Origin of the sequence: Dyella sp. AtDHG13 (assembly GCF_003201105.1) — a bacterium.
Lineage (GTDB): Bacteria > Pseudomonadota > Gammaproteobacteria > Xanthomonadales > Rhodanobacteraceae > Dyella > Dyella jiangningensis_B.
In genome coordinates this window covers 36,778-63,452 of sequence record NZ_QICJ01000003.1, presented here as the reverse complement: position 1 = coordinate 63,452, position 26,675 = coordinate 36,778, and the positions used below count along the sequence as shown (strand labels likewise).

The following is a 26,675-nucleotide window of genomic DNA, read 5'->3' as shown; positions in this document are numbered from 1 at the left end:
TGGCAACGTGAGAACCCTTACTGCAAGGAGGACGCCATGAGCCGCCATTACGATCTAGAAAACTCCGTCAACGGCGTCCGCGACCGCGTGCGTCACTATGCCGGCGAAGCTGCCGACCGGGCGGACGAACTCATGGAACGCGGCCGCGACGCCAGCCGCCGCTTCGGCCGCAACCGCAGCACCTATGCCCGTCGCCTTGGCCACGCCGCGGAAGATTTCGCCGACGAGGCCAACTACCAGTACCGCCGCCTGCGCCGCCATGTGACCCGCCACCCCGTGGCGACCACGGCCATCGTCGCCGGCACCGTCGGTGCGTTCTTCCTGCTGCGGCACCTGTTCCGCAACCGCGACGACGATTGAGTTTTGCGTTCGACAGTACAAACCCGCCGCAAGGCGGGTTTCTTTTTGGACGTCCATCGATGCACAAAAAAACGCCGCGGATGACCGCGGCGTTTTCGTCTTCGGCATCGGGGCGAGGTTTCGCCTCAGACCGTTTCCGGGTTCGGCTTGTCCGGATCGAGCTTGTAGGTCTTGATGGCGCGGGCCACGTCCTTGGCGTTGACCTTGCCTTCCTTCGCCAGCGCCGCCAGCGCCGCCTGGGCGATCCAGTAGCGGTCGACTTCGAAGAAGCCACGCAGGTGCTCTCGCGTGTCCGAACGGCCGAAGCCGTCGGTGCCCAGCACGGTGTAGCGCATGCCGTCCGGCATGAAGGCACGGATCTGGTCGGCGTACTCGCGCACGTAGTCGGTGGCGGCCACGGCCGGGCCCTGGCGGCCCTGCAGCAGACTGGTCACGTACGGTACGCGCTGCTCGGCTTCCGGATGCAGGCGGTTCCAGCGCTCGGCGTCGAAACCGTCACGGCGCAGCTCGACGAAGCTCGGGCAGGACCAGATGTCGGCGGTGACGCCGAAATCCTTCTCCAGCAGCTCGGCCGCGGCGATGACTTCGCGCAGGATGGTGCCCGAACCCAGCAGCTGCACGCGCGGCTCGCCCTTCTTCGGCTTGCCGGCGTCCTTGAACAGGTACATGCCCTTGATGATGCCTTCCTCGACGCCTTGCGGCAGGTCGGGATGGCTGTAGTTCTCGTTCATCACGGTGATGTAGTAGTAGACGTCTTCCTGCTCCTGCACCATGCGGCGCGTGCCGTCCTGCAGGATCACCGCGACCTCATAGGAGAAGGTCGGGTCGTACGACTTCACGTTCGGAATCGCGCCGGCCATCAGGTGCGAGTGGCCGTCCTCATGCTGCAGGCCTTCGCCGTTGAGCGTGGTGCGGCCGGCGGTGCCGCCGACCAGGAAGCCGCGCGCGCGCATGTCGCCGGCGGCCCAGGCCAGGTCGCCGATGCGCTGGAAGCCGAACATCGAGTAGTAGATGAAGAACGGCAGCATCGCCTGGTTGCTGACGCTGTAGCTGGTGGCCGCCGCCATCCAGGCGGCCATGCCGCCGGCCTCGGAGATGCCTTCCTGCAGCACCTGGCCCTTCTGGTCTTCGCGGTAGTACAGCAGCTGGTCGGCGTCCTGCGGACGGTACTTCTGGCCGAACGGCGCGTAGATGCCGATCTGGCGGAACATGCCTTCCATGCCGAACGTGCGCGCTTCGTCGGCCACGATGGGCACGATGCGCTCGCCGATCTGCTTGTCGCGCAGCAGCAGGTTCATGCCGCGCACCAGGGCCATGGTGGTGGAGATTTCGCGCTCGCCGGTGCCCTTGGTGATCTGCTCGAACGCCGACAGTTCCGGCGTCTTGAGCTTGGCGTCGGCCTGGCGGCGGCGCTGCGGCAGGAAGCCGCCCAGCGCGCGGCGACGCTCGATCATGTATTCCACTTCCGGCGAGTTCTTGCCCGGGTGGAAATACGGCACGTCGGCCAGCTTGTCGTCCGTCACCGGAATGTTGAAGCGGTCGCGGAAGTGGCGCACGGCGTCGGCGTCCAGCTTCTTCTGCTGGTGGGTCGGGTTCTGCGACTCGCCGGCCGCGCCCATGCCGTAGCCCTTCACCGTCTTGGCGAGGATCACGGTGGGCATGCCCTTGGTCTTGGTCGCCTGGTCGTAGGCCGCGTACACCTTGTGCGGGTCATGGCCGCCACGGTTGAGGCGCCAGATGTCGTCGTCCGACAGGTTGGCGACCATCTCGCGGGTTTCGGGGTACTTGTTGAAGAAGTGCTCGCGCGTGTAAGCGCCGCCGAAGGCCTTGCACGCCTGGTACTCGCCGTCGACGGTTTCCATCATCAGCTTGCGCAGCACGCCCTTGGTGTCGCGGGCGAGGAGCGGATCCCAGTAGCTGCCCCAGATGACCTTGATGGCGTTCCAGCCGGCGCCGCGGAACACGCCTTCCAGTTCCTGGATGATCTTGCCGTTGCCGCGCACCGGGCCGTCCAGGCGCTGCAGGTTGCAGTTGATCACGAACACCAGGTTGTCCAGGCCTTCGCGGCCGGCCAGCGAGATGGCGCCGAGCGACTCGGGCTCGTCGGTTTCGCCGTCGCCCATGAAGCACCAGATCTTGCGGTCGGTCTTGGGCATCAGGCCGCGGTGTTCCAGGTACTTCCAGAACTGCGCCTGGTAGATGGCCTGGATCGGGCCCAGGCCCATCGACACCGTCGGCACCTGCCAGTAGTCCGGCATCAGCCACGGGTGCGGGTACGAGGACAGGCCACGGCCGTGGCCGGCCACTTCCATGCGGAACAGGTCGAGCTGCTCTTCGGAAATGCGGCCTTCAAGGAAGGAGCGCGCATAGATGCCCGGGCTGGAGTGGCCCTGGTGGAACACCAGGTCGCCCGGGTGATCGGCGCTCGGCGCGCGCCAGAAATGGTTGAAACCCACGTCGTACAGCGTGGCCGACGAGGCGAACGAAGCGATATGGCCGCCCAGCTCGCCCGGCTTGCGGTTGGCGCGCACGACCATCGCCATCGCGTTCCAGCGGATCAGGGTGCGGATGCGCCATTCCATCGCGGCGTCGCCCGGCATCTTGGCTTCGTTGCCCGGCGAAATGGTGTTGACGTATTCGGTGGTCGGGTTGAACGGCAGGTAGCCGCCGGCCCGGCGCGTCGAATCGACCATCTTCTCCAAGAGGTAATGCGCACGCTCGGTACCGTCGTGGTTGATGACGGCATTAAGCGATTCGACCCATTCCTGGGTTTCGGTCGGGTCGAGGTCTTGATGAAGGATGTCGTCGAGCTGATCCATGGGGAGCTTCTCTCCGCGGCGCCGGGGGCATGGCGCGGCTATGGGTGGATCGCCTCCGGGTGAGAGGCGGGAAACCCTCCGAGTGTAGCTCCGGCGGGGTTTTTCGCCAATTGGATCGAGACAATACGGGGGCGAATGGAGACTATGGTCGAAGGAGTACGGGCCCGCTCGGCTACGGATGGGGCATGGCCAACTTCGTGGTGGCGCGGCTGGTTTATCGGGCGATGACTAGCGATCTGGCCTCATGCCTTCAAAAGAGTCGTCATCCCGGCGCAGGCCGGGATGACGGCTAAAGAATGAGGCGGTGAGACAAGAGTGGCCCCTCGCCCCGGCCCTCTTCTCGCTCTTCAAAGGCGCAGCCATCCATGGCTGCACCCCGCGTGCTCCTCCGGGGAGAGGGAGGAAAGCGGTCTCGCCGCAGACCGCGGCTGCAACAAACCGCCCCACAACAAAAACGGAACCCTCAAGGTCCCGTTCTCGTCCAAACACTGAACCCATCGACCTCAGCTGCGCCGCTCGCTCTGCGCCTGGCGAATCTGCGCATCCACGGCGGCAATCGCCGTCATGTTCACCACGCGGCGCGGCGTGGCCGCCGGGGTGAGGATGTGCGCGGGCTTGTTGACGCCCATCAGGATCGGGCCGATGGCCACGCCGTCGGTCATCACGCGCACGATGTTGTAGGTGATGTTGGCGGCGTCGAGGTTCGGCATCACGAACAGGTTGGCGCGGCCGGTGAGCGTGGTATTGGGGAACATGCGCTGGCGCAGTGCCTCGTCCCACGCGGTGTCGGCCTGCATTTCGCCGTCCATGTCGAGCTTGGGGCCGCGCTGCAGCAGGATCTCGCGCACCTTGCGCATCTTCGCCGCGCTCGGGTTGTCGTGGCTGCCGTAGTTGGAGTGCGACAGCAGCGCGATCTTCGGTTCGATGCCGAACAGCTTCAGGCGGTAGCTCGCCTGCAGCGTGGCTTCGGCGATCTGCTCGGCGGTGGGGTCGCACTGCACGTGGGTGTCGAGGAAGAACCACGCGCCCTGGTCGTTGATCACGCCGGTCATGGCCGAGGTGCACGACACGCCCGGGTCCAGGCCGAACACGCTGCGCATGTAGCCCAGCTTCTTGTGGAAGCGGCCGACCAGGCCGCAGATCATCGCGTCGGCTTCGCCGCGTTCCACCATCAGCGAGGCGATCAGTGTGGGGCGCGAGCGCATCAGGTTCTTCGCCGCCGCCGGCGTCACGCCGCGGCGTTCGGTGAGCGCGTGGTACTGCTGCCAGTACTCGTTGAAGCGCGGATCGTCGTCGATGTTGGTGATCTCGTAATCCACGCCCTCGCGCATGCGCAGGCCCAGGCGCTGGATGCGCGTTTCGATGACGCTGGGGCGGCCGATCAGGATCGGGAACGCCAGGCGCTCGTCGATCACCGTCTGCACCGCGCGCAGTACGGTCTCTTCCTCGCCTTCGGCGTAGACCACGCGCTTGCGGTCGGCGCGCGCGCGCTCGTACACCGGCTTCATCAGCAGGCCGGTGCGGTAGATGAACTGGCCGAGCTTTTCCTTGTACGCCTCCATGTCCACGATGGGGCGCGTGGCGACGCCCGAATCCATCGCGGCCTGCGCCACGGCCGGCGCCAGCATCACCAGCAGGCGCGGATCGAACGGACGCGGGATCAGGTATTCCGGGCCGAAGGTCGGGATGTCGCCGCCATAGGCGCTGGCGAGATCGCCGGCCTCCATGCGGGCCAGCTCGGCGATGGCGCGCACGCAGGCGATCTTCATCGCCTCGTTGATGCCGGTGGCGCCCACGTCGAGCGCGCCGCGGAAGATGTACGGGAAGCACAGCGCGTTGTTGACCTGGTTCGGGTAGTCCGAACGGCCCGTGCCGATGATGCAATCCGGCCGCACCTTCTTGGCGTCTTCCGGCGAGATCTCCGGGTTGGGGTTGGCCAACGCGAAGATCACCGGCTTGTCGGCCATGGTGGCGACCATCTCCGGCTTGAGGATGCCGCCGGCGGACAGGCCCAGGAACACGTCCGCGCCCGCGACGATTTCCGCCAGCGTGCGCTTGTCGGTGTCGCGCGCGTAGCGCTGCTTGTCCGGGTCCATCTGGTCGCGGCCGGTGTAGAGCACGCCTTCGCGATCGAACGCGAGGATGTTCTCCGGCTTCAGGCCCAGCGCGACCAGCATGTCCAGGCAGGCGATGCCCGCGGCGCCCACGCCGGTGGTGGCGAGCTTGACGTCGCCGATCTTCTTGCCGACCACTTCCAGCGCGTTGACCACCGCGGCGCCGACGATGATGGCGGTGCCGTGCTGGTCGTCGTGGAACACCGGGATCTTCATGCGCTCGCGCAGCTTGCGCTCCACGATGAAGCACTCGGGCGCCTTGATGTCTTCCAGGTTGATGCCGCCGAAGGTCGGCTCCAGCGAGGCGATGATGTCGACCAGCTTGTCCGGGTCGCGCTCGTTGATCTCGATGTCGAACACGTCGATGCCGGCGAACTTCTGGAACAGCACGCCCTTGCCTTCCATCACCGGCTTGCCGGCGAGCGGGCCGATGTCGCCCAGGCCCAGCACGGCGGTGCCGTTGGTGATCACCGCGACCAGGTTGCCGCGCGCGGTCATTTCGCTGGCGGCGTTGGCGTCCTCGACGATGGCCTCGCAGGCATACGCCACGCCCGGCGAGTACGCCAGCGCCAGGTCACGCTGCGTGACCATGGGCTTGGTGGCGGCGACCTTGATCTTGCCGGGGCGCGGAAGGCGGTGGTACTCGAGAGCGGCGAGGCGCAGTTCTTCGGGAAGGGCCATGGGATAGAAGATCGAATGTGATGGGGAATCGGGGCCGCCACAGCGGTATCGGGCAATGGTATCACCGGCGACACCCCACTCCCGACCGTGCGGTGCAGCATGGTGACGCGATGGTTCACCTCACTGGTATGCAAGCGAAAGGCGCGCGGAGCAGCGCGCCGAACGTCAAAGACTCAGCGACAACGTCTCCGCCTGCACCTTGCCCATGTGTATGCGATTGACGAACAAGGAGAACGCCAGCTTGCCCGCCAGTCCGTGAGCGTGCTGCATCCACGGAGGCAGCCAGCGCGGCGCGGCGATCACGCCGGATTCGAAGTACGGTTGCAGGCTGATGACATCGTGCAGCGCCAGCTTGCCGGTGAAAAGATTCCGCAACATGTCCATGCGCCGCTGCTTGAGCGCCCAGCGGAAGAAGGTGTGCACGGTGAGCAGGCCGGACAGGTAGACGTTGTCCTTGGCGAACGCCGCGCCGCCGGTCAGCGGCACGCCGCGGAATACGCGCTGCGCGGAGTGGAAACTGTCCGCCGGGTTCTGCCCGCAGTCGCTGAAGAACTTGTAGACCTCGACGAAATCCGCGCCACTCAGCGCCATGTCGATCGCCAGGATGCGCAGGCTGATGCGCTTGAGGCGCGAGATGTCGATGGCGCCCGACATCAGCTCGGCGAACACGGCCAGGCCTTCCTGCGTGGCGGTGACGCGCGGCGAGGTGCGGCCGAACGAGGCGAGCAGCGGCTGCGCGCGCCCGTTCAACGCGGTCAGCGAATGCACCAGCGCCTCGTGCGCCAGCAGCTGGTGACGGTCGTAATCGGTGAAGCGCGTGCCGCCGCGCAGGCGGATGCGAGTGGCGCCGGCCGCCGCCTTGGCGGTGAGTTCCGGGTCCACTTCCACGGAAATCAGCGGCTCGCCGAAGAACGCATCGAGCGTCGTGCTCAGGTCCGCGCGCAGCTCGTCGGCGGAAATCGCCAGGTTGACGTCGTCGGCGATCAGGTCCGAACCCAGCTCGTCCGACAGTTCCACGAAGTAGCGCGCCGCATCGAGGTTGCTGCGATCGCTGCCGGGAATCACGTCGCCGGGCCGGCCATACAGAACGATGGATGGCGCAGTGACCTGATCGGTGCCCACGGCCTCCAGCATTTCGGCGGCGATGCGCCACGACTCGGCGGTGCGGCACAGGTATTCGCCCAGCGGATCGCCATAGCCCGCCTCGCGCTCGATCGCGGCCAGCTCGGCGCGTTCGGCGGAAAGATCAGGCACGTTGTAGCTCACCTCCGGCAGCGTGAACTGGCCTTTCGCGTACGCCGCGATCATCCGGTCTTCCAACGAGGCGGGCCATGCCACCGTGGGCAGGATGCGGATGCCTCTGACCGCCGCCAGCAGGCGCTGGTCGAGGTCGGCGTAGCGTTGGAGTTCGGGAGGGAACATCGTTCCAGTCGCGCTCATGCGGACCGCCTGGATGCGCTGAGTCGCCGCATGAATTCATCCGCCACGGTGTCCCCACCCACCACGCCCCACAAGCTAAACGCAGCTACGGGCACGAAACTGATGAATTCGCCGAAGGGAAAACACGGCGTTCGCAGCGCCAAGGTCACGCGAGCAGGGTTCTGAATCATTTTGGTTTCGACATCACTTACGTTGCTCAACTCGATGAGAGATCGTCTTTGCCCAAGCCTCACCAGAAGGTGATCGCCCTCGAGCCAGACCTCGTCCGCCAAGTCAAACACGAAGCGCTTGAAAAGCGTGGCGCCAAACAGGGCGAAACCCAGCGGAAGGATGGCAGCAACAAACAAGCCAATCTGCCGGGAAACGACCCCCTGATAAACGAGGAGCACCACCGCGAAAACAAGGAAACCGAACCAGAGGACCGGAAAAACCCTCTTATGGAAAAACGTCCAACGCGACGACAGCCGCTGCATGCCCGCTCCCCAAACCACGATGCCCCGATACTAGTGCCATCCGCCCGCTAGGCAGCCATACCGCGGCGTTCAACTATTCCCGCTCACGCGAATGCCGATTGCCATGCGGCTTGTTCACCGGCCGGCCACCGCGCTGACGGCGCAGCTTGGCCTCCAGCGTGGTCGCCTGCTCCTCGCGCTCGTCGCGCAGCTTGAGGTAATTGCGCCAGCGTTCGGCCGAGAGATCACCGCTGTCCAGCGCGGCCTGCACCGCGCAGCCCGGCTCGCTGCCGTGGCCGCAGTCGGCGAAGCGGCATTGCTCGGCCAATGCGTCGATGTCGGCGAACAGGTCCAGGTTTTCCTCGCCCGTCAGCTTGAGTTCGCGCATGCCGGGGGTGTCGATCAGGCAGCCGCCACTGGGCAGCTGCAGCAGGGCGCGGTAGGTGGTGGTGTGGCGGCCGCGGCTGTCGTGGCCGCGCACGGCGCCGGTCGCCATGCGTTCGGTGCCGAGCAGCGTATTGGTGAGGGTGGATTTGCCGGCGCCGGACGACCCCACCAGCACGGCGCTGTCGCCCGGCTGCAGATAGGGCAGCAAGACGTCGACGCTGGCCGGGTCCTTGCCGTTGATGGCGTGGATGGGCGTGCCCTGCGGCAGCCGCGCCCGCAGGGCCGCCAGCAGTTCGGCGGCGTCCTCGCGGGTGTCGAGCTTGCTCAGCAGCACCACGGGCTGGGCGCCCGAGCCTTCGGTCAAGGACAGGTAGCGCTCGATGCGCGCCGGGTTGAAGTCGCCGTCCAGGCCGGTCAGCACCAGCACGTAGTCGATATTGGTGGCGATGATCTGCCGTTCGTAGCGCTCGCCGGCCGCGGCCCGGGAAAGCACGGTGCGCCGCGGCTGCACCTGCACGATATGCGGCGGCTTGCCGGGCTCGATCTCCACGAAGTCGCCCACCGCCGGGCGCTCGGCCGGGTCCAGGCTGCGCTTGAGGAAATGGCCGGCCGGCTGGGCGCCGAACAGGTGCTCGCCGTCGTGCAGCTCGTAGCCGGCGCGGTGCTGGGCGACCACGCGGGCCAGTTGCCGGCCTTCGGCGGGCAGGGTATCGCCGCGCCAGCCGATGCGGCGCAGTCGCTCGATGGTCTGGGCATCCGTCATGGGGAGGCATTATGCCTTGCCCGGTGCGTTGCCCGAAAAAAGGCCCAAACGCCGCGGTTTCAGCCTCACACAGGGCCCTGGGACGCTGTTAGGATCGGGTTGGCGGCGAAATTCTTGCGCCGCAACAACACCAAGACGAAGGACGCTTGCGTTGGCCTCGATCAAACCCAGTGCGCACCTGGCGGACGTGCGCTATGAAATCCGCGGCGCCCTGACCCGGCGCTCCCGCGAGCTGGAGGCCGCCGGCCTGCCGATCATCAAGCTCAACATCGGCAACCCCGGCCGCTACGGCTTCGAAACTCCGGCGCACCTGCGCGAAGCCATCGCCCGCCATCTGCACGACAGCGAGGCTTATGGCCATGAGCAGGGCCTGGAAGAAGCCCGCGAGGCCATCGCCGCCCAGCAGCGCCATCGCGGCGCGCGCGGCGTGGAAGTGGAGCGCATCTTCGTCGGCAACGGCGTGAGCGAACTGATCGACCTGAGCCTGCGCGCCCTGCTGCAACCGGGCGACGAAGTGCTGCTGCCCAGCCCCGACTATCCGCTGTGGAGCGCTGCCACCATCCTCAACGACGGCAAGCCGCGCTATTACCGCTGCCTGGCGGAAAACGGCCACCTGCCCGATCCGCAGGAGATCGAAGCGCTGATCACCCCGCGCACCCGCGCCCTGGTGCTGATCAACCCGAACAACCCGACCGGCGCGGTGTATCCACGCGAACTGCTGGAACGCATCGTCGACATCGCCGCGCGGCATCGCCTGCTGCTGCTCAGCGACGAGATCTACGACGAGATCCTCTACGACGGCACGGTGTTCCAGCCGCTGGCGGCCGTGGCGGGCGACGTGCCTTGCGTGAGCTTCGGCGGCCTGAGCAAGGTGCATCGCGCCTGCGGTTACCGCGTGGGCTGGATGAGCCTGTCCGGCGACCCGTCGCGCACCACGGATTACCGCGACGCGCTGCAGCTGCTGGCGGCGCTGCGCCTGTGCGCCAACGTCACCGCGCAATGGGCCGTGCGCCCCGCGCTGGAAACCGCGCCGACCATCAACGCCCTCACCGCGCCGGGCGGCCGCCTGCACGAGGCGCGCCGCGCCGTGCTGGAGGGCGTGGCCGCCAGCCAGTTCCTGGACCTGGTGTCGCCGGCAGGCGCCCTGTACGCCTTCCCGCGCGTGCGCGCCGACCGCATCGCCGATTTCGACGACAACGCCTTCGCGCTGCGCCTGCTGGAAGAGGAATCCGTGCTGGTGGTGCCCGGCAGCAGCTTCAACGTGCCGCACAGCCGCCACCTGCGCCTGACCTTGCTGCCGCAGCCGGAGCAGTTGCGCGAGGTGTTTGAACGCATCGAGCGCGTGCTGTCGGGCATGGCGAAAGCACAGAAGCCGCGCGCGGCCGCGGTGGCCTGACGCGTGCTGAGCTACCTCGCGCTCGGCGATTCCTACACCATCGGCGAAGGCGTGCCCGACGCCGGCCGCTGGCCGGTACAGCTGGCCGTGCGCCTGCGCCGCGAGGGCGTGGCGCTGGATGATCCGACGATCGTCGCCACCACCGGCTGGACCACCGACGAGCTGTCCACCGCCATGGACGCGGCCACGTTCACGCCGCCGTACGACCTGGTCAGCCTGCTGATCGGCGTGAACAACCAGTACCGCGGCCGCAGCGCGGACGACTACCGCGAGGAATTCCGCCGCCTGCTCGAGCGCGCCATCGCCCTGGCCGGGCAGCGCGCCGCGCGCGTGCTGGTGCTGTCGATTCCCGACTGGGGCGTCACGCCGTTCGCGCACGGCAGCGGGCGCGACGTGCTGCGCATCGCCGACGAGCTGGACGTCTATAACGCCATCGCCCATGACGAGTCGGAGCGCCGCGGCGCGCATTTCGTGGACATCACCGGCATCTCGCGCCAGCACCCCGCATTGCTGGCCGACGATGGCCTGCATCCCTCCGCCGCGCAGTACGCGCTGTGGACGGAAGCGGCCGTGCCGGCCGCGCTCGCCATGCTCGCCGGCTGACGCGGAAACCACACTGCAACCTTCCCGCCATCCCACGGTGACGTAGGCGCGGCATTCTGGTATCCCGGTAACCACCGGGAGAGACTGCCATGGCGACCTTCAACTGCCGCAGCGCCTTCATCTCCGACGTGCATCTGGGCACGCCTGACTGCAAGGCCCGCTACCTGCTCGATTTCCTGCGCAAACTGCGTTGCGAGAAGCTGTACCTCGTCGGCGACATCATCGACATGGAAGCCCTGGCGCGGCGCACGTGGTGGCACGCCGACCACGGCGCGGTGATCGCCGAGGTGCTCGACCTCGCGCAGCGCGGCGTCGAGGTGATCTATATCCCCGGCAACCACGACGCCCCAGTGCGCGGCCTGGCCGGGCAGAGTTTCGGCGGCGTCAAGATCGAGCTGGACGCGGTGCATGAAGGCGCCGACGGCCGCCGCTACCGCGTCAGCCACGGCGACGAATTCGATCCGGAGCAGGTCGGGCGCACATGGATGGTGCACCTGGGGGAAGTGATGCATCGCTTCATCTGCTGGACCAATCGCCGCGTCCACGCGATGCGCAGCCGGCTGGAACTTCCCTACCTGCCCCTGTCCATCATCGTGAAATCGCACATCGGCAAGGCGCTGGCCTATATCCGCGCCTATGAGGAGCGCGTGGCCAACGATGCCCGCGAGCGCGGCTTCGACGGCCATATCTGCGGCCACATCCACTTCGGCCACGTGCGCGACATGGACGGCGTGCTGTACCTCAACGACGGCGACTGGGTGGAGCACTGCACGGTGCTGGTGGAAGACCACACCGGCGCCATGGAACTGATCCACTGGAGCGAGCAGTACGCCCCGCTGGGCCGCGCCAGCCGCGAACTCGTGCTGCCCTCGCCCGCCGCCGCCCTGGCGCTGGCGCCGCTGACGCGGGCGAAGCTGGACCTGACGGAGCTGCGGCCTGCGGCTTGAGGGCAGGAGTGAGTGAAGAGGAGTGAGAAGTGAGAGTGGCTAGCCCCTACCTTCTCTCACTTCTCACTCCTCTTCACTCACTCCTCGCTCCACCCCCTTGCATCCCCCCAAACCGCCGGCATATCCCAAGGGTTACAATCCGCCCTCTTTGCCGGAGTCTTCCATGTCCCTCGACAGCGCCACCCGCGAACGTATCGAATCCCTGCTGCAGAGCCACCGCGTGGTGCTGTTCATGAAGGGTACCCGCCACCAGCCGATGTGCGGCTTCTCCGCGGCGGCCACCAACACGCTCAACGAGCTGCTGCCGGAGTACCACACGGTCAACGTGCTGGAAGATCCGGAAATCCGCGAGGGCATCAAGGCCTACGGCGACTGGCCGACCATTCCGCAGCTGTACGTGCAGGGCGAGCTGGTCGGCGGCGCCGACATCATTCGCCAGATGTACGCCAGCGGCGAGCTGCACCAGCTGTTCGGCGTGGCCGCGCCGGATCGCACGCCGCCTGAGATCACCATCACCGACAAGGCCGCCGAGGCCATCCGCCAGGGCACGGCCAACGCCCAGGGCCTGGCCCTGCACCTGGAAATCGGTCCGGACCACAGCGCCGGCTTCCAGCTGGCTCCCGGCAGCGACCACGACATCGTGGTGACCGCCAACGGCATCGAAGTCCACTTCGACCCGGGCAGCGCCGCCCGAGCCAAGGGCATCGTGATCGACTGGGTCTCCACCGTGCAGGGCGAAGGCCTGAGCCTGAAGTTCCCGGGCGCGCAGGAGATCGGCACGCTCACCGTGCAGCAGCTCAAGGAGCGCCTGGCCGCCGGCGACATCACCCTGGTGGACGTGCGCCCGGCCCACGGCCGCGCCGCGGCCGCCCCGCTGGCGCAGGCCCGCATCCTGGAAGAGGAAGGCTACGAGACGCTGGCCGCCCTGCCCAAGGACACGCCCATCGCCTTCATCTGCCACCACGGCGTGTCCAGCCGCGGCGTGGCCGAGCGCTTCGCCGCGCACGGTTTCACCAAGGTCTACAACGTCGAGGGCGGCATGGACGCCTGGGCCCGGGACATCGACCCGACCGTGCCGCGCTACTGAGTCGCCCCGCTCTGGTGTGCCCAAAAGCGCCTGCCCCCGGCAGGCGCTTTTTGTTTGCGCTAACCCTGCCATAAGGCGATTCCGACGACGGGGAACTGAAAGGCGTGCCTGTTAGCATGCCGTCACCATTTCCATGACGTGCCCTATGCGCATCCTGCTCGTCGAAGATGATTCCCTGGTATCGGACGCCATTTCCCGTGGCCTGATCGGGTCTGGTTATGTGGTGGACGCCGTCGGCGACGCCGAATCCGTGGCCTCGCGCCTGTCCGACACCCATTACGACCTGGCCATCGTGGACCTGGGCCTGCCCGGTGAGGACGGCCTGTCCCTGGTGCGCCGCCTGCGCCGCAGCGGCAGTTCGCTGCCCCTGCTGATCGTCACCGCCCGCGACGGGCTGGACGACCGCATCAACGCGCTGGACCTGGGCGCCGACGACTACCTGGTCAAGCCGTTCGCCCTGCCGGAACTGGCCGCGCGCTGCCGCGCCCTGATCCGCCGCGCCACGGCCGCGGCCGCCAACGAGATCGTGATCGGCGGCCTGCGCATCGACCTGGCTGGTCGCCGCGCGCTCAACGAAAAGGGCGAAGTGCTCGAACTCACCCGCCGCGAATGGTCCATCCTCGAATGCCTGGCGCACCACAGCGGCCGCGTGGTGAGCAAGGAACGCCTGACCCAGGCCATCACCGGCTGGAGCGAGGACATCTCCGGCAACGCCATCGAGGTGCACGTGTCGCGCCTGCGCAGCAAGCTGGGCAGTGCGGCCACGGTGCGCGGCATCCGCGGGCTGGGTTACCGCCTCGAGGACGCCTGACCGTTCCGACGATGGCCGAGCGCAAGCGCCCCACCAGCGTCCACCGGCGGCTGCTGAGCTACCTGCTCGCGCCGCTGCTGTTGCTGCTGGTGGCGGGCGTGGCGGTGGACCATCACGTCATCGTCAGCCCGATCCACAGCGCCTTCGATCACTCGCTGTCGCGCGCGGCGCTGGCCATCGTGGCGCGCATCCACTCCCGCGGCGACGGCCAGCTGGACGTGAACCTGCCGCCGCGCCCGCCGCTGCCGCTGCGGGCCATGCCGGACGAGCACTTCTACTACCGCGTGAGCCTGCCCGACGGCACCACGGTCGCCGGCACGCCGGAGCTGCCGATCACGCCGGACACCCAGTCGGCGGATGGCTTCAGCTACACCAACATCAATTTCCGGGGCCAGCTGTTTCGCCTGGCCAGCTACCGCACCAGCGAAACGGGCGACCCGCTGATCGTGACGGTGGCGGAAACCCCCGCGCGTCGCGACCGCGCCGTGCACCGGCTGGACGTCGCCTTCCTGATCAACGACACCGTGCAGATGGCCGCGGTGCTGATCATCGCTCTGATCGGCATCAGCATTTCCCTGCGGCCACTGCAACGCCTGAGCCGCCAGATCGCCGGCCGCCCCGCCGCCGCGCTCAATCAACTGCAGACCAACGAGGTGCCGGCGGAAGTGCTGCCGCTGGTCGAGTCCCTGAATGCGCTGCTGGGCCGGGTGCGCGATTCGGTGCTGTCGCAGCAGCACTTCCTGGCCAATGCCGCGCATCAGTTGCGCACGCCGCTGACTGGCCTCAAGGCACAGCTCGAGGTGCTGTCCCGCGAAACGGCGGGCACGGCGCTGCAGGAGCGCATCACCCTGCTGCAGGGCGGCGTGGACCGGCTGGCGCACACCGCCAACCAGCTGCTCACGCTGGCCCGCGCGGAACCGTCCGCCCACCGCGCCAGCCACTTCACCGCCGTGGACCTGCCGCACCTGATCGGCGAGGTCATCGACAGCTCGCTGGACCGCGCCGTCGCCCACGGCATCGACCTGGGCGCGGAATGCGAACCGGTACAGGTCACCGGCGTGTACTGGCTGCTGCTGGAGGTGCTCAACAACCTCATCGACAACGCCATTCGCCACACGCCTGCGGGCGGCAACATCACCATCCGCTGCGGCACGACGGATCAACGCCCCTTCCTGGAGGTGGACGACAGCGGCGTGGGCATTCCGGTGGAGGAGCGCGACAAGGTGCGCGAGCGCTTCTATCGCAGCGTGCGCAGCACCAACGACGGCTCGGACGGCTGCGGCCTGGGCCTGGCCATCGTGGACGAGGTGGCACGTGTGCACGGCGCCCACTTGAGTATCCTCGACGGCACGTCCGGGCGCGGCGTCCGGATGCGCATCGATTTCCCCGCGGCCGTCTAGGGTTACGCTGACCCTCGTCAGGGCGCCCTAACTTCAAAAGTTCGGATAATCGGCACTTTGAATTAGGATGCCTCGCCCCCAAGAGTGGGTGCACCCTCGCAAGGAGTCTCCCCGTGTCCATACCCAGTGCCGTCAAGAGCACCCCGATCGACAGCCGCCAGCAGCTGGTCGACTACCTTGCCGCGGGAGAGAAGCCCCGCGACGCCTGGCGCATCGGCACGGAGCACGAGAAGTTCGGCTTCCTCACCGACAGCCTGCGCCCGCCGACCTTCGAGGGCGAGCGCGGCATCCGCGTGCTGCTGGAGTCGCTGGCCGCGCGCTATGGCTGGGAGGTGGCCCGCGAGGGCGACAACCCGGTCGCCCTGTCGCGCGACAAGGCCTCCATCACGCTGGAGCCGGCCGGCCAGCTTGAGCTTTCCGGCGCGCCGCTGGAATCCATCCACGAGACCTGCCGCGAGGTCAACACGCACCTCACCGAAGTACGCTCCATCGCCGAAGGCCTCGGCATGGGCTTCCTCGGCATGGGCTTCCAGCCCAAGTGGCGCCGCGAGGAAATGCCGTGGATGCCCAAGGGCCGCTACAAGATCATGCGCGAGTACATGCCCAAGGTCGGCAACCTCGGCCTGGACATGATGACCCGCACCTGCACCGTGCAGGTGAACCTGGATTTCGACAGCGAGGCGGACATGGTGCGCAAGTTCCGCACCAGCCTGGCGCTGCAGCCCATCGCCACCGCCCTGTTCGCGGACTCGCCGTTCACGGATGGACGTCCAAACGGCTACCTGTCCTATCGCTCGCACGTATGGGAAGACACCGACCCCGACCGCACCGGCATGCTCGACTTCGTGTTCGAGGACGGCTTCGGCTATGAGCGTTACGTCGACTACATGCTCGACGTGCCGATGTACTTCAGCTACCAGGGCGGCAAGTACATCGACCTGTCCGGCCAGGACTTCAAGCGCTTCATGGCCGGCGAACTGCCGGCGGTGCCCGGCGTGCGCGCCACCATGAAGGACTGGGCCGACCACCTCACCACCGCCTTCCCCGAAGTGCGCCTCAAGCAGTACCTGGAAATGCGTGGCGCGGACGGCGGCCCGTGGAATCGCCTGTGCGCGCTGCCCGCGCTGTGGGTGGGCCTGCTCTACGACGACGACGCGCTGACCGCCGCCTGGGACCTGGTGAAGGACTTCACCCGCGAGGAACGCCAGGCCCTGCGCGACGGCGTGCCGCGCCAGGCGCTGAAACTGCCGTTCCGCTCACACAGCGTGCGCGAACTGGCCGCCGAAACGCTGAAGATCGCCAGCCACGGCCTGAAGCGCCGCGCGCGCCTCAACAAGAGCGGCGCGGACGAAAGCATCTTCCTCGAACCGCTGATCGAGATCGTGGAAGCTGGCCAGACGCCGGCCGAGCGCAAGCTCGAGCTGTTCCACGGCCCGTGGAACGGCAGCGTCGATCCGGTATTCCGCGAATTCGCGTACTGATCGCCTTGCGCACGGCATGAAAAGCCCCGACATCGCGCGGGGCTTTTAATTTGGGCCGCCCGGCCACCATGACTTCAAGCACGCTCTCGCGGCGAAGCGCCGACGCAACAATGCCCCGCTCCCGAAGTGCGCCGTTCGTTCCAATCCCGACTTGGAATCACCGACATGAAGCACGTGGCTCGTTGGCTGTGGGCAGCTGGTTGCACGATGGCGTTTGCAGGGATGGCGCAGGCCGATGACGGCCCTTCGGCCACGCCGCAGATATTCGCGCCCGGCGTGGTCTCTGGTGCCGCCAACGAGGACTCCGCCGCGTTCACGCCCGACGGCGACACGGTCTTCTTCGATCGCATCAACTGGCCCAACGCGGCCATCATGGTGTCGCATCGCGTGCACGGCGCGTGGAGCGCGCCGACGGTGGCGCCGTTCTCGGGGCAATGGCTGGATCACGATCCCGCGATGGCGCCGGACGGCTCCTTCCTGATTTTTTCGTCCAACCGCCCCGACCACGACGACGGCAAGGCGCTCGACGCGGTGATGGCCAATGGCAAGGTGCGTCCCGGTTCCGGCGGGCATCTGTGGCGCGTGGACCGCAAGGGCAACGGCTGGGGCCAGCCGGTGCGACTGCCCGACGCGGTGAACAGCAGCTCGCGTACCTACGCGCCGGCCGTGGCCGCCGATGGCAGCGTGTACTTCCAGCGCCCCGGCGACGACGATGACTTCCGCCTGTTTCGCTCGCAATACCGCGACGGCGCCTATCAAGCGCCCGTGCCAGTGGAGCTGGGCGATGCAGCGGCGCACAAGCTCGACCCCGCCGTGGCGCCCGACGAATCCTTCATCGTGTTCGATGCGAATTTCAGCGGCAAGGGCGACCCCGACCGTCTCTACATCGCCTTCCGCGACGGCGCGGGCTGGGGCAAGCCGGTGGACCTGGGCGAGGGCATCAACATGAAGGGCCCGTGGGGATCGCACCTGGGGCCCGATCACCGCACGCTGTACTTCAGCAGCACGCGCTCCCTGCCCGTGCATTACCCGCGCACGCAGGAACAGGCGAAAGCCGACATCGCGCGCATGCAATCGTGGGATAACGGCAGCGACAACATCTGGTACGTGTCCCTCGCGCCGTGGCTGGAGAAGCAAGGTAGTTCCGGTGGCTGATATCGCCGCGACCGCAACTTCCCTACCATAGCGATCCCATTCAACGAGTCAGGGAAGATCGTGAAGACATGGCTTGCCCTTGGGCTGCTGACCCTATCCGCCGCAAGCGCGGCGCAGACGCATGACGGCGCCGGGCTTGCCGCGCCGCGCATCGACGTGCGCTCATGGCCGCGCATGTCGCCGGCGGACTTCGGCTGCTTCATGGAGAAAACGCTTGGGCACCGCGACACGCGCTTCAACTGCGCCTTGAAGGGTTATCGCAATCGCGGCGACATCTGTAAGACGCCGGATGCGTACTACGAAGGTCCCGAATTCCCCGACCATCTCGCCACTAAGGTGCATCCGCAGGCCACGCACGTCGCACTCCATTGGGAACACGGCAACCTGCAGGCCCTGAGCATCACCTTGAACGGCACGTGGAGCGAAGCGCAGGTGCGCCAGGCATTCCGCCTGCCTCGTGCCGCCGCGGCCAAGCTGAGCATTGCGGAGCAGAAGGCGCATGCGTGGCCGCAGAACATCATGGATACCGACGTGCAGTATCCCGCGCAGGGCCAGACCGAAGTCACGCTGACCGCCTTCGATCACATGGGCGCGGCCGACGTCGGCTGCGGTGAGGGCGGCTGACCAAATGCTCAAGACTGTCACCGCCCTGCTCATGGCTATGACATTGTTTGCTGCGGCCGACGGCGATGCGCATGCCGACGAACTGGCCGGCTACAAGGCCATCCCGCTCGCCAATGGTCCCAACGCCCTGCGACTGCAGGGACACGATGTCACGGTCGTGCTCGCCTCGCGCGAGAACTTCAATGCGCATGGCTTCACCCTGGCGACGTTCTATATGCGCGACAAAAGCAGTAACGGCAAGGGGACCTGGAGCCTCGTACCCCTGTTCAATGAACAAAAGGGGAAGGAGAACGAGCGTTATGGCGTGACCATCAGTGGCGGCGCCGACTGCGTGCTGCACGATATCCGCCTGCTGTCCGGCGGCAACGCGCGGCCCGCTCTGCTGATTGTCGCCAACCGCGACCTGGGCGATGGCTACGCCGATGACGCACCGGTGCACTTTGACTACTACGTGCTGACCGAGAACGAGGACGGCGTGCCCGGCCACCCGCGGTTCTACTTCCGCGCCACGCACTCCACCACGGCACGCGCCAACTACTGCGATGTGAACGATGCCTTTGCCAAGGAACTGCATCTGGGGCAGTAGTACCCGCCGGCGCGGCCCAAACCGCATGGCGCGCGGTGCTCGAACGCCTCACACAGAAAGGGCCGGCATAGCCGGCCCTTTCCCTTTTCAACGTGGCGCCGTGATCACTTCTTCTGCGGCGCTTCCTTCAGGCCACGGTTCAGCAGCATCGGCTCGATGCTCGGATCCTTGCCGCGCCAGTTCTTGTAGAGCGTGGCCAGGTCCTGCGTGTTGCCCTGCGAAAGGATCATCGCGCGGAAGCGGTCGCCGTTCTCGCGGGTCAGGCCGCCCTTGTCGACGAAGCCCTGGAAGGCGTCGTCGGCCAGCATTTCCGTCCACAGGTAGGCGTAGTAGCCGGCCGCATAGCCGTTGCCCCAGATGTGCTGGAAGTAGCTGGAGCGGTAGCGCGGCGGCACGTAGCTCAGGTTGATCTTGGCCTTGGTGAGCGCGTCCATCTCGAACTTGTCCGGATCCTGCTTGGGCGTGTCCGCCGACAGGCTGTGCCAGCTCATGTCGAGCAGGGCGGCGCCGACCAGTTCGGTCATGTCGTAGCCCTTGTTGAAGGTCTTGGCCTTCTTGATCTTCTCGACCAGCTCGGCGGGCATCGGCTCGCCGGTCTTATAGTTCTTCGCGTAGTTGGCGAAGATCTTCGGATCGGTCGCCCAGTGCTCGTTGAACTGCGACGGGAACTCCACGAAGTCCCGCGCGGTGGCGGTGCCTGACAGGCTCGGGTACTGGGAGTTGGCGAAGATGCCGTGCAGGCCGTGGCCGAACTCGTGGAACATGGTGATCACGTCGTCGAACGACAGCAGGGCCGGCTGGCCCGGCGCGGGCTTGGTGAAGTTGGCGACGTTGAAGATCACCGGCTTGGTGCCCATGAGCTTGGACTGGTCGACCAGGTTGCTCATCCACGCGCCGCCGTTCTTGTTGTCGCGCTTGAAGTAGTCGCAATAGAACAGCGCCATGGAGGTGCCGTCCTTGTCGAACACTTCGAACACGCGCACGTCAGGCTGCCAGGTGGGGATGTCCTTGCGCTCCTTGAAGGTCAGGCCGTAGAGCTGGTTGGCGGCGTAGAACACGCCGTTCTGCAGCACGTTGTCCAGCTCGAAGTACGGCTTGACCTGCGATTCGTCGAGGTCGTACTTGGCCTTGCGCACCTGCTCGGAGTAGTGCTCCCAATCCCACGCCTCGACCTTGAAGCCGCCCTTCTGCTGGTCGATTACGTCCTGGATGTCCTTGGCCTCGCGCTCGGCGCGCGCGGTGGCCGCCGGGGCCAGCTTGTCCATGAAGGTGATCGCCGCTTCCGGCGTCTTGGCCATCTGGTCTTCCAGCTTCCACGCGGCGTAGTTCGGATAGCCCAGCAGCTTGGCCTGCTCGGCGCGGATCTGCGCGATGCGCGAGATCAGCTCGCGCGTGTCGTTGGCGTCGCCGTGCTCGGCGCGGTTCCACGAACTCTTGAACAGCTGCTCGCGCGTGGCGCGGTCGTTGAGGCTTTCCAGCGCCGGCTGCTGCGTGGTGTTCTGCAGCGGCACCACCCACTTGCCGTCGAGCTTGCGGGCCTTGGCCGCTTCGGCGGCGGCGGCGATGTCGCCGTCGGACATGCCGTCGAGCTTGCTCTTGTCGTCCACCACCAGCGCACCGGCCTTGGTCGCGGCCAGCAGCTTGTTGGTGAACTGGGTGCTCAGGCTGGACTCTTCCTTGTTGAGGTCCTTGAGCTTGGCCTTGTCGGCATCGGACAGCTTGGCGCCGCCGCGCACGAAGTTCTTGTAGGTCACCTCGACCAGGCGCTTGGATTCCGGATCGAGCTTGAGCGAATCGCGCTGGTTGTAGATGGTCTCGATGCGCTTGAACAGCTTGTCGTTCATCACGATCGAATCCTGATGCTCGGCAAACTTGGGCGCTTCCTCTTCCTGCACCTTCTGCAGCGTGTCGTCGGTGTTGGCGCCGCTGACGGCGTTGAACGCCTGCATCACGCGGGTCAGCAGCTGGCCGGACTTCTCCATCGGGATGAAGGTGTTCTCGAAGGTCGGCGCATCCGGGTTGTCGGCGATCTTCTGGATCTCCGCCAGGTGCTGCTTCATGCCTTCCTCGAAGGCCGGCTGGTAGTCGCCGTCCTTGATCTTGTCGAACGGCGGCGCCTGGAACGGCAGCGTGCTGGGCTCGAGGAACGGATTGACCGCGCTGACCTCGGGTGCGGCGGGCGCGGTGGAGGCCTTGGCCGGCGCGGTGCTGGCAGGTGCCGGCGCGGGCTGCGCGGCCTGCTCGTTCGACTGCTGCGAACAGGCGGCGAGCGCGATGGAAGTGGCTATGACCAGCGTACGGAGACGAAGCATCGGAGTTCCCCATGGAAACGTGACAAACGGACCCCGAGACTAACCACAGCCCGGCACGGGTGCCAAGGGCTGGAAGTACTGGACGCGCGCCACGCCGCGGGGCGGTCAGCCCTTGCGCATGTCGCGCAGCTGCCAGCTGTTGCCGATCAGCAGGTTGAGCCGGTGCCGCACGATGCTCATCGGCAGGTCGGTGACTAGGTCCATGTCCGTGCGCAGGTCGGCGACCCGCGCGCTGGCGGTGGCCAGCGGGTCGATCTCGCCCAGCGCGGGGTCGACGTCGTCCGGTTCGTCCTGCATGGCGCGCCAGCGCTCGAACAGCTCCGGCGTGCGCATCGCGTCTTGCACTGCAACAGCAAGATCGTTCGGGCCGGCACCGTCGTAGCTGAGCGCCGGCACCGGTCCGCGCGCATGCGCGAGGTCGGCGATGGACAGGTAGTAGTGGCTGCGCATGCTCATGGGTTGCCTCCTGCGATGGTGACGCGTGCATCCCAGCACGCGCCGCGTGAACGTCATTCCAAGATCAGGGAAAGGTCCAGGTGCGCCGCCGCCTCATGCGGCGGCACGCCATGGGGAAGAATGCCCAGGCACGGCGCGGGCAGGTGGTGGCGCAGGGTCTCGATGTTCTCGTCCACCGCCTCCATCGCCGGATCGATGCGGTTGCCGATCCATCCCACCAGGCGGCAACCGTCCGTGGCGATCGCGCGCGCGGACAACAGCGCATGGTTGAGGCAGCCCAGCCGCAGGCCGACCACGAGCACCACGGGCAACTGCCACTGCCGCGCCATGTCCGAGGCCAGCAGGCTGCGCGACAGCGGCACCAGCCAACCGCCGACGCCCTCGACCAGCACGGCGTCGTGCATGCCGCGCAAACGCTCGAACGCCTCGTACAGCGGCGCAAGACGGATTTCCACGCCCTCGTGCGCCGCCGCCAGATGCGGCGACAAGGGCTCGCGCAGCGCGACCGGATTGACCCATTCGTAAGGCATAGGCGCGGCGCTCGCCGCCTGCAGCGCGAGCGCGTCGTCGTTGCGCAGGCCTTCCGGTGTTTCCACGCAGCCGCTGGCCACCGGTTTCATACCGCAGGCGTGGGTGCCACGCGCGTTCAACGCATGCAGCAACGTGCAGGTCGCGTGGGTCTTGCCGACGCCGGTGTCGGTGCCCGCAATGAACAGAGTCGACATGAACCTTCCCCTGGATGGCGGCACCCGGCACATCCGTGCCGATGGCGCCTCACCGGCGCATAATACGTGCTTTGCGGTCGACCGCCCGCGCACGGCGGCCGATTCCAGAGGATCCCAGCTCATGCATGAACTGAAGACGCAGGCCTACGCCAGCAAGCGCGAACACTACGAAGACCTGTGTGCCCAGGCACGCGGCCTGATCGAAGGCGAGCCTGACATGATCGCCAATGCGGCGAATTTCTCCGCGCTGATCTATCACAGCGTCCCCGACCTCAACTGGTGCGGCTTCTATCTGTACGACGGCACGGAGCTGGTGGTCGGACCGTTCCAGGGCAAGCCGGCCTGCATCCGCATTGCGCTCGGCCGCGGCGTGTGCGGCACCGCCGCGCAGACGCGCCAGACCCAGGTGGTGCGCGACGTCCACGAGTTCGATGGACACATCGCCTGCGATGCCGCCTCGCAATCGGAAATCGTGGTGCCGCTGGTGCGCACCGACGGCAGCCTGTTCGGCGTATGGGACGTGGACAGCCCGTCCGTGGCGCGCTTCGACGACGAAGACCGCGCCGGCATGGAAGCCTTGTGCGCCGTGTTCATGGGCTCGCTCGACAAGCACTGAAAGCGCCGCGCCGGTCAGGCCGGCACATGGCCTTAGCGGCTGCGCAAAACCGTCAACCTCATCGCTCGTCATTCCGGCGCAGGCCGGAATCCAGTGGCCTCATGGCGTGGTTTTCGCCGAAGAGCCAAATGCTTTTGACGCCATGCGACAACCGACTACTTTCGCCACTGGATTCCGGCCTGCGCCGGAATGACGGGCGGGAAAATGTGCGCTCGCTCGAGATCTTGAGCAGGCGCTTATGGTCGCGGTGTATTGAGCAAGGTCATCACCATGTCGCGCGCCTCCTCCACGCCGGTCGGCGTCTGCGAGGAAAACACCTGGGCGGTGGCCTGCGTGTCGCTGGCCGCCATTTCCTTGCGCAGCGCCGCCAGCGCCTGCGCGGCCTGGTTCCGCGACAATTTGTCCGCCTTGGTCAGCAGCACGTGGCAAGGCAGGTGAGTGGCGAAGCAGAAATCCAGCATCATCCGGTCGAAGTCCTTGAGCGGATGGCGAATATCGGCGATCAGCACGACGCCTCGCAGGCTGCGGCGCTGGTGCAGGTAGGCGTCGATCTCCTGCTTCCAGTGCTCGCGCAGCGCCTCGGGCACCTTGGCGTAACCATAGCCGGGTAGGTCAATAAGTCGCGCCGGCAGCGGCGGCTCGCCCTCGCCCTGGATCAGCGGGGGCAGCGAGAAGGCCACCATCTGCTGCGTCCGGCCGGGCGTCTTGGACGTGCGCGCAAGGCCGCGATGCGCGGTCAAGGTATTGAGCGCGCTCGACTTGCCGGCATTGGAGCGGCCGGCGAACGCCACTTCCGCGCCGTGGTCGCTGGGAAGCTGCGAAATTCGGTGGGCGGCCAGTACAAACTGGGCGCCCTGCAATGGATTGGACATGGTTTGACCGGCTAAGGTGGCGCAGAGATAATCCGGGAGTTTCTGCCAGTTGCGGACGTGCTGGCCAGCGCGCACCGTGCAGCCACAGCAGTTTTTCGGGAGACAAGTGTATGAGTTTTCGGCCTGCCGGTTTCCGGCCCGCTGTAGTTCGTTATGCCGTGGTTCTCGTCTTTGCGCTGTCTTCCACAGCGATCTTCGCCCAGGAAACCAAGAATCCCGCTCCGGCGGCCACCGCCGCCCAGCCTGCCGCCGCTGCTGCCGCTCCCGCCGAACAGGCCGCCAAGCCGGCCGAAGCCACCGCCGCCGTGAAGCCGGGTGACGCCACCGCCGGCCAGGGCAAGGCCGCCGCCTGCGGCGCCTGCCATGGCATGGACGGCAACTCGACCGATCCGCAATACCCCAAGCTCGCTGGCCAGAGCGAGGCGTACATCGTCCACCAGCTCAACAACTTCAAGTCCGGCAAGCGCCAGAACCCGGTCATGCTCGGTATGGCCACGCCGCTGTCCGAGCAGGACATGCATGACATCGGCGCCTACTTCGCCAGCAAGAGCTCGCTCCCCGGCGTGGCCGACCAGGCACTGGTCGAGCGCGGCGAGCAGCTCTATCGCCAGGGCGACACCAGCAAGGGCGTGCCGGCCTGCATGGCGTGCCACAGCATCGACGGCCGCGGCAACCCGGGCGCGATGTATCCGCAGCTCACCAGCCAGCACGCGCAGTACATCGAGGCCACGTTGAAGTCGTGGCACGACGGCACCGTGTGGGGCGAGGAGGCGCACGCGCAGATCATGCCGGGCATCGCCAAGAAGCTGGACGAGAAGGACATCGCCGCCGTTGCCAGCTATGTCGAAGGCCTGCACGCCGCCGAAGGCGCAGGCGCTTCCGCCGCCAAGTAAACGCCCCAGACACGCCGGCCGTTGGCCGGCGTGTCCGCTCCAAGCCAAGCAAAAGTACCGAGGATCACCATGAAGCGTCTGTCGTTCCTGTGCATCGCCCTGCTCGCGCTCGCCGCCTGCAGCAACAACAACGACAGCGCCAGCCAGGCCCCGCAGCCGGCCCCCGCCGCCACCGCGCCGGCCGCGCAGCCGCCGGCCGCCTCCACGGCCGCCACGCCTGCCGCCGCCAGCACCGCCGCGCCCGCCGCCGCCAGCACCACGGCACAGGCTCCGGCCGCGCCCGCGGCGCCGGCCACGCCGTTCGTGGACGACGGCAAGTGGGTCGAGGGCAAGAACTATTTCCGCATCGAGCCGGCGCAGGCCAAGGTCAGCGGCACCGACAAGATCGAAGTGGCCGAGGTGTTCTCGTACGGCTGCCCGGCCTGCAACGCGTTCCACTCGACCATGAACAACCTGGTGAGCAAGCTGCCGGCCAACGCCGCGGTGGCCTACCTGCCGGCATCCTTCATGCCGCAGGAAAACTGGCCGATGCTGCAGCGCGCCTACCTCACCGCGCAGACGCTGGGCGTGGCCGACAAGGCCAATGACGCCATGTACGAAGCGGTGTGGAACACCAAGGAACTGAGCGCCATGCAGTCGGAGTCGGCCCTCAAGCCGGCGTCCGCACTGCCCACCATCGAGGACGCCGCCAAGGTCTACGCCAAGTTCGGCGCCGATCCCAAGGAATTCGTGGCCGTCGCCAACTCCTTCGCGATCAACACCAAGGTCAAGCGCGCCGACGACCTGATGAAGGCCTACGGCGTGGAAGAGACGCCGACCATCGTGGTCGACGGCAAGTACCGCTTCACCGCGCGCTCCGCCGGCGGCTACGACCAGGCGGTGGAACTCGCCCTGTGGCTGGTGTCCAAGGAAGCGGCCGGCAAGTAAGCCGCGCCGAACCACGTTCCACCCCCAGACACGACGAGTGACGACCATGTTGAAGCGTTTTGCCTCCCTGCGCGCGCTGAGCCTGCTCGCCGGGCTGCTGCTCGCCAGCGCCTGCACGGCCACCGGCTCCAATGACGCCGCGCCCTACACCAACGGCACCGAGTACGTCACGCTGCCTGCACCGGCCCATCGCCTGAGCAGCGAGGGCAAGGTGGAAGTGGTCGAAGTGTTCTCCTACGGCTGCATCCACTGTGCGCACTTCGCGCCCATCGCGGAGCAGATGCGCAAGCAGCTGCCGCCGGGCGTGACGTTCAAGCTGCTGCCGGCCGCCTTCAGCGACGAGTGGGTGCCGTACGCCCGCGCCTACTACACCGCGCAGAAGCTGGGCGTGGTGGAGCAGACGCACCTGGCCCTGTTCAAGGCCAAGTTCGACGAGCACTACCCGATCTCCACGCTGGACGAGCTGGCCGACTTCTATGCCGCCCACGGCGTGAAGCGCGAGGACTTCATGCGCATCGCCAGCTCCGACGAAGTGACCCAGCAGATCCGCAAGGACATGGAACTGGTGAAGGCCTGGCAGGTGGACGGCACGCCGACCATCGTGGTCGACGGCAAGTACCGCACCGCCACCGTGAAGACGCTGGATGAACTCTCGGCCCTCACCCAGTGGCTGGCCAAGCGCGAGCTGGCCGGCGCCAAGTAAGGCACATCGGAACTTTCTCCGCGTTCACAACCGACCGGGCATCCTTGGCGCCTTCCGCGCCTGAC

General features: G+C 67.0%; 24 protein-coding genes. 15 read left to right on the top strand and 9 right to left on the bottom strand.

Annotated features, from left to right (window positions below; translation table 11 throughout):
• Nucleotides 1-36 precede the first annotated feature (36 nt).
• Entirely contained in the window at nt 37-360 is a 324-nt protein-coding gene (locus BDW41_RS06270) for a hypothetical protein (protein ID WP_074545209.1), read from the top strand.
• A gap of 125 nt (nt 361-485) precedes the next feature.
• On the opposite strand, the gene aceE is transcribed toward BDW41_RS06270, so the two are convergent.
• From aceE to rsgA, 5 genes are all read right to left on the bottom strand, one after another.
• Nucleotides 486-3,179, bottom strand: a complete 2,694-nt coding sequence (gene aceE, locus BDW41_RS06265; RefSeq protein ID WP_074545213.1) for a pyruvate dehydrogenase (acetyl-transferring), homodimeric type — start codon at nt 3,177-3,179, stop codon at nt 486-488.
• Nucleotides 3,180-3,682: 503 nt separating this feature from the next.
• Entirely contained in the window at nt 3,683-5,974 is a 2,292-nt protein-coding gene (locus BDW41_RS06260; protein WP_074545216.1) for an NADP-dependent malic enzyme, read from the bottom strand.
• A 165-nt stretch (nt 5,975-6,139) separates the two neighbouring features.
• Nucleotides 6,140-7,414 carry a flavohemoglobin expression-modulating QEGLA motif protein gene (locus BDW41_RS06255; RefSeq protein ID WP_074545219.1) on the bottom strand — a complete coding sequence of 425 codons (1,275 nt, stop codon included), beginning with the start codon at nt 7,412-7,414 and terminating at the stop codon, nt 6,140-6,142.
• Nucleotides 7,411-7,887, bottom strand: a complete 477-nt coding sequence (locus BDW41_RS06250) for a hypothetical protein (RefSeq protein WP_074545222.1) — start codon at nt 7,885-7,887, stop codon at nt 7,411-7,413. The genes BDW41_RS06255 and BDW41_RS06250 overlap by 4 nt, the downstream gene beginning before the upstream one ends.
• Before the next feature lie 73 nt (nt 7,888-7,960).
• Nucleotides 7,961-9,016 carry a ribosome small subunit-dependent GTPase A gene (rsgA, locus tag BDW41_RS06245; protein ID WP_074545227.1) on the bottom strand — a complete coding sequence of 352 codons (1,056 nt, stop codon included), beginning with the start codon at nt 9,014-9,016 and terminating at the stop codon, nt 7,961-7,963.
• A 151-nt stretch (nt 9,017-9,167) separates the two neighbouring features.
• Between rsgA and BDW41_RS06240 the strand changes: the two genes are divergently transcribed.
• The 10 genes from BDW41_RS06240 (at nt 9,168) to BDW41_RS06195 (ending at nt 19,106) form a co-directional block, all read left to right on the top strand.
• Nucleotides 9,168-10,412: an aminotransferase class I/II-fold pyridoxal phosphate-dependent enzyme gene (locus BDW41_RS06240; RefSeq protein WP_074545230.1), complete on the top strand. Its 1,245-nt coding sequence runs from the start codon at nt 9,168-9,170 to the stop codon at nt 10,410-10,412.
• 3 nt (nt 10,413-10,415) lie between these two features.
• Entirely contained in the window at nt 10,416-11,015 is a 600-nt protein-coding gene (locus BDW41_RS06235) for an SGNH/GDSL hydrolase family protein (RefSeq protein WP_074545233.1), read from the top strand.
• Nucleotides 11,016-11,104: 89 nt separating this feature from the next.
• On the top strand, nt 11,105-11,962 hold the full coding sequence (locus tag BDW41_RS06230; protein ID WP_074545236.1) for a UDP-2,3-diacylglucosamine diphosphatase: 858 nt from the start codon (nt 11,105-11,107) through the stop codon (nt 11,960-11,962).
• Nucleotides 11,963-12,125: 163 nt separating this feature from the next.
• Entirely contained in the window at nt 12,126-13,049 is a 924-nt protein-coding gene (gene grxD, locus BDW41_RS06225) for a Grx4 family monothiol glutaredoxin (protein WP_074545239.1), read from the top strand.
• 145 nt (nt 13,050-13,194) lie between these two features.
• Nucleotides 13,195-13,860 carry a response regulator gene (locus BDW41_RS06220; RefSeq protein ID WP_074545243.1) on the top strand — a complete coding sequence of 222 codons (666 nt, stop codon included), beginning with the start codon at nt 13,195-13,197 and terminating at the stop codon, nt 13,858-13,860.
• 11 nt (nt 13,861-13,871) lie between these two features.
• Entirely contained in the window at nt 13,872-15,260 is a 1,389-nt protein-coding gene (locus BDW41_RS06215) for a sensor histidine kinase (protein ID WP_074545247.1), read from the top strand.
• Between the two features lie 113 nt (nt 15,261-15,373).
• A complete protein-coding gene (locus tag BDW41_RS06210; RefSeq protein ID WP_074545250.1) occupies nt 15,374-16,741 on the top strand; it encodes a glutamate--cysteine ligase in 1,368 nt (455 codons plus the stop codon).
• A 165-nt stretch (nt 16,742-16,906) separates the two neighbouring features.
• Nucleotides 16,907-17,896: a PD40 domain-containing protein gene (locus BDW41_RS06205; RefSeq protein WP_074545254.1), complete on the top strand. Its 990-nt coding sequence runs from the start codon at nt 16,907-16,909 to the stop codon at nt 17,894-17,896.
• Nucleotides 17,897-17,956: 60 nt separating this feature from the next.
• On the top strand, nt 17,957-18,520 hold the full coding sequence (locus BDW41_RS06200) for a hypothetical protein (RefSeq protein ID WP_233496795.1): 564 nt from the start codon (nt 17,957-17,959) through the stop codon (nt 18,518-18,520).
• A 4-nt stretch (nt 18,521-18,524) separates the two neighbouring features.
• A complete protein-coding gene (locus BDW41_RS06195; RefSeq protein WP_074545260.1) occupies nt 18,525-19,106 on the top strand; it encodes a hypothetical protein in 582 nt (193 codons plus the stop codon).
• Between the two features lie 104 nt (nt 19,107-19,210).
• On the opposite strand, the gene dcp is transcribed toward BDW41_RS06195, so the two are convergent.
• The 3 genes from dcp to bioD all read right to left on the bottom strand — a co-directional run bounded on the left by dcp (nt 19,211) and on the right by bioD (nt 22,599).
• Entirely contained in the window at nt 19,211-21,418 is a 2,208-nt protein-coding gene (gene dcp / locus BDW41_RS06190) for a peptidyl-dipeptidase Dcp (protein ID WP_074545265.1), read from the bottom strand.
• Between the two features lie 105 nt (nt 21,419-21,523).
• Nucleotides 21,524-21,874 (bottom strand): hypothetical protein, encoded by a 351-nt coding sequence (locus BDW41_RS06185; RefSeq protein ID WP_199535292.1) that lies wholly within the window; start codon nt 21,872-21,874, stop codon nt 21,524-21,526.
• Nucleotides 21,875-21,927: 53 nt separating this feature from the next.
• Complete coding sequence (gene bioD / locus BDW41_RS06180) at nt 21,928-22,599, bottom strand: dethiobiotin synthase (protein ID WP_074545267.1); 672 nt, start codon at nt 22,597-22,599, stop codon at nt 21,928-21,930.
• Between the two features lie 121 nt (nt 22,600-22,720).
• Between bioD and BDW41_RS06175 the strand changes: the two genes are divergently transcribed.
• Nucleotides 22,721-23,215 (top strand): GAF domain-containing protein, encoded by a 495-nt coding sequence (locus BDW41_RS06175; protein ID WP_074546338.1) that lies wholly within the window; start codon nt 22,721-22,723, stop codon nt 23,213-23,215.
• A 236-nt stretch (nt 23,216-23,451) separates the two neighbouring features.
• On the opposite strand, the gene yihA is transcribed toward BDW41_RS06175, so the two are convergent.
• Entirely contained in the window at nt 23,452-24,087 is a 636-nt protein-coding gene (gene yihA, locus BDW41_RS06170; RefSeq protein WP_074545270.1) for a ribosome biogenesis GTP-binding protein YihA/YsxC, read from the bottom strand.
• A gap of 110 nt (nt 24,088-24,197) precedes the next feature.
• Here yihA and BDW41_RS06165 point away from each other — a divergent pair, with 110 nt between their 5' ends.
• From BDW41_RS06165 to BDW41_RS06155, 3 genes are all read left to right on the top strand, one after another.
• Nucleotides 24,198-24,980, top strand: a complete 783-nt coding sequence (locus BDW41_RS06165; RefSeq protein WP_074545273.1) for a c-type cytochrome — start codon at nt 24,198-24,200, stop codon at nt 24,978-24,980.
• A 69-nt stretch (nt 24,981-25,049) separates the two neighbouring features.
• The gene (locus BDW41_RS06160) at nt 25,050-25,907 is read left to right on the top strand and encodes a thiol:disulfide interchange protein DsbA/DsbL (protein WP_074545276.1); all 858 of its coding nucleotides are present in this window, start codon (nt 25,050-25,052) and stop codon (nt 25,905-25,907) included.
• A gap of 46 nt (nt 25,908-25,953) precedes the next feature.
• Complete coding sequence (locus BDW41_RS06155; protein ID WP_074545278.1) at nt 25,954-26,610, top strand: thiol:disulfide interchange protein DsbA/DsbL; 657 nt, start codon at nt 25,954-25,956, stop codon at nt 26,608-26,610.
• Nucleotides 26,611-26,675 lie beyond the last annotated feature (65 nt).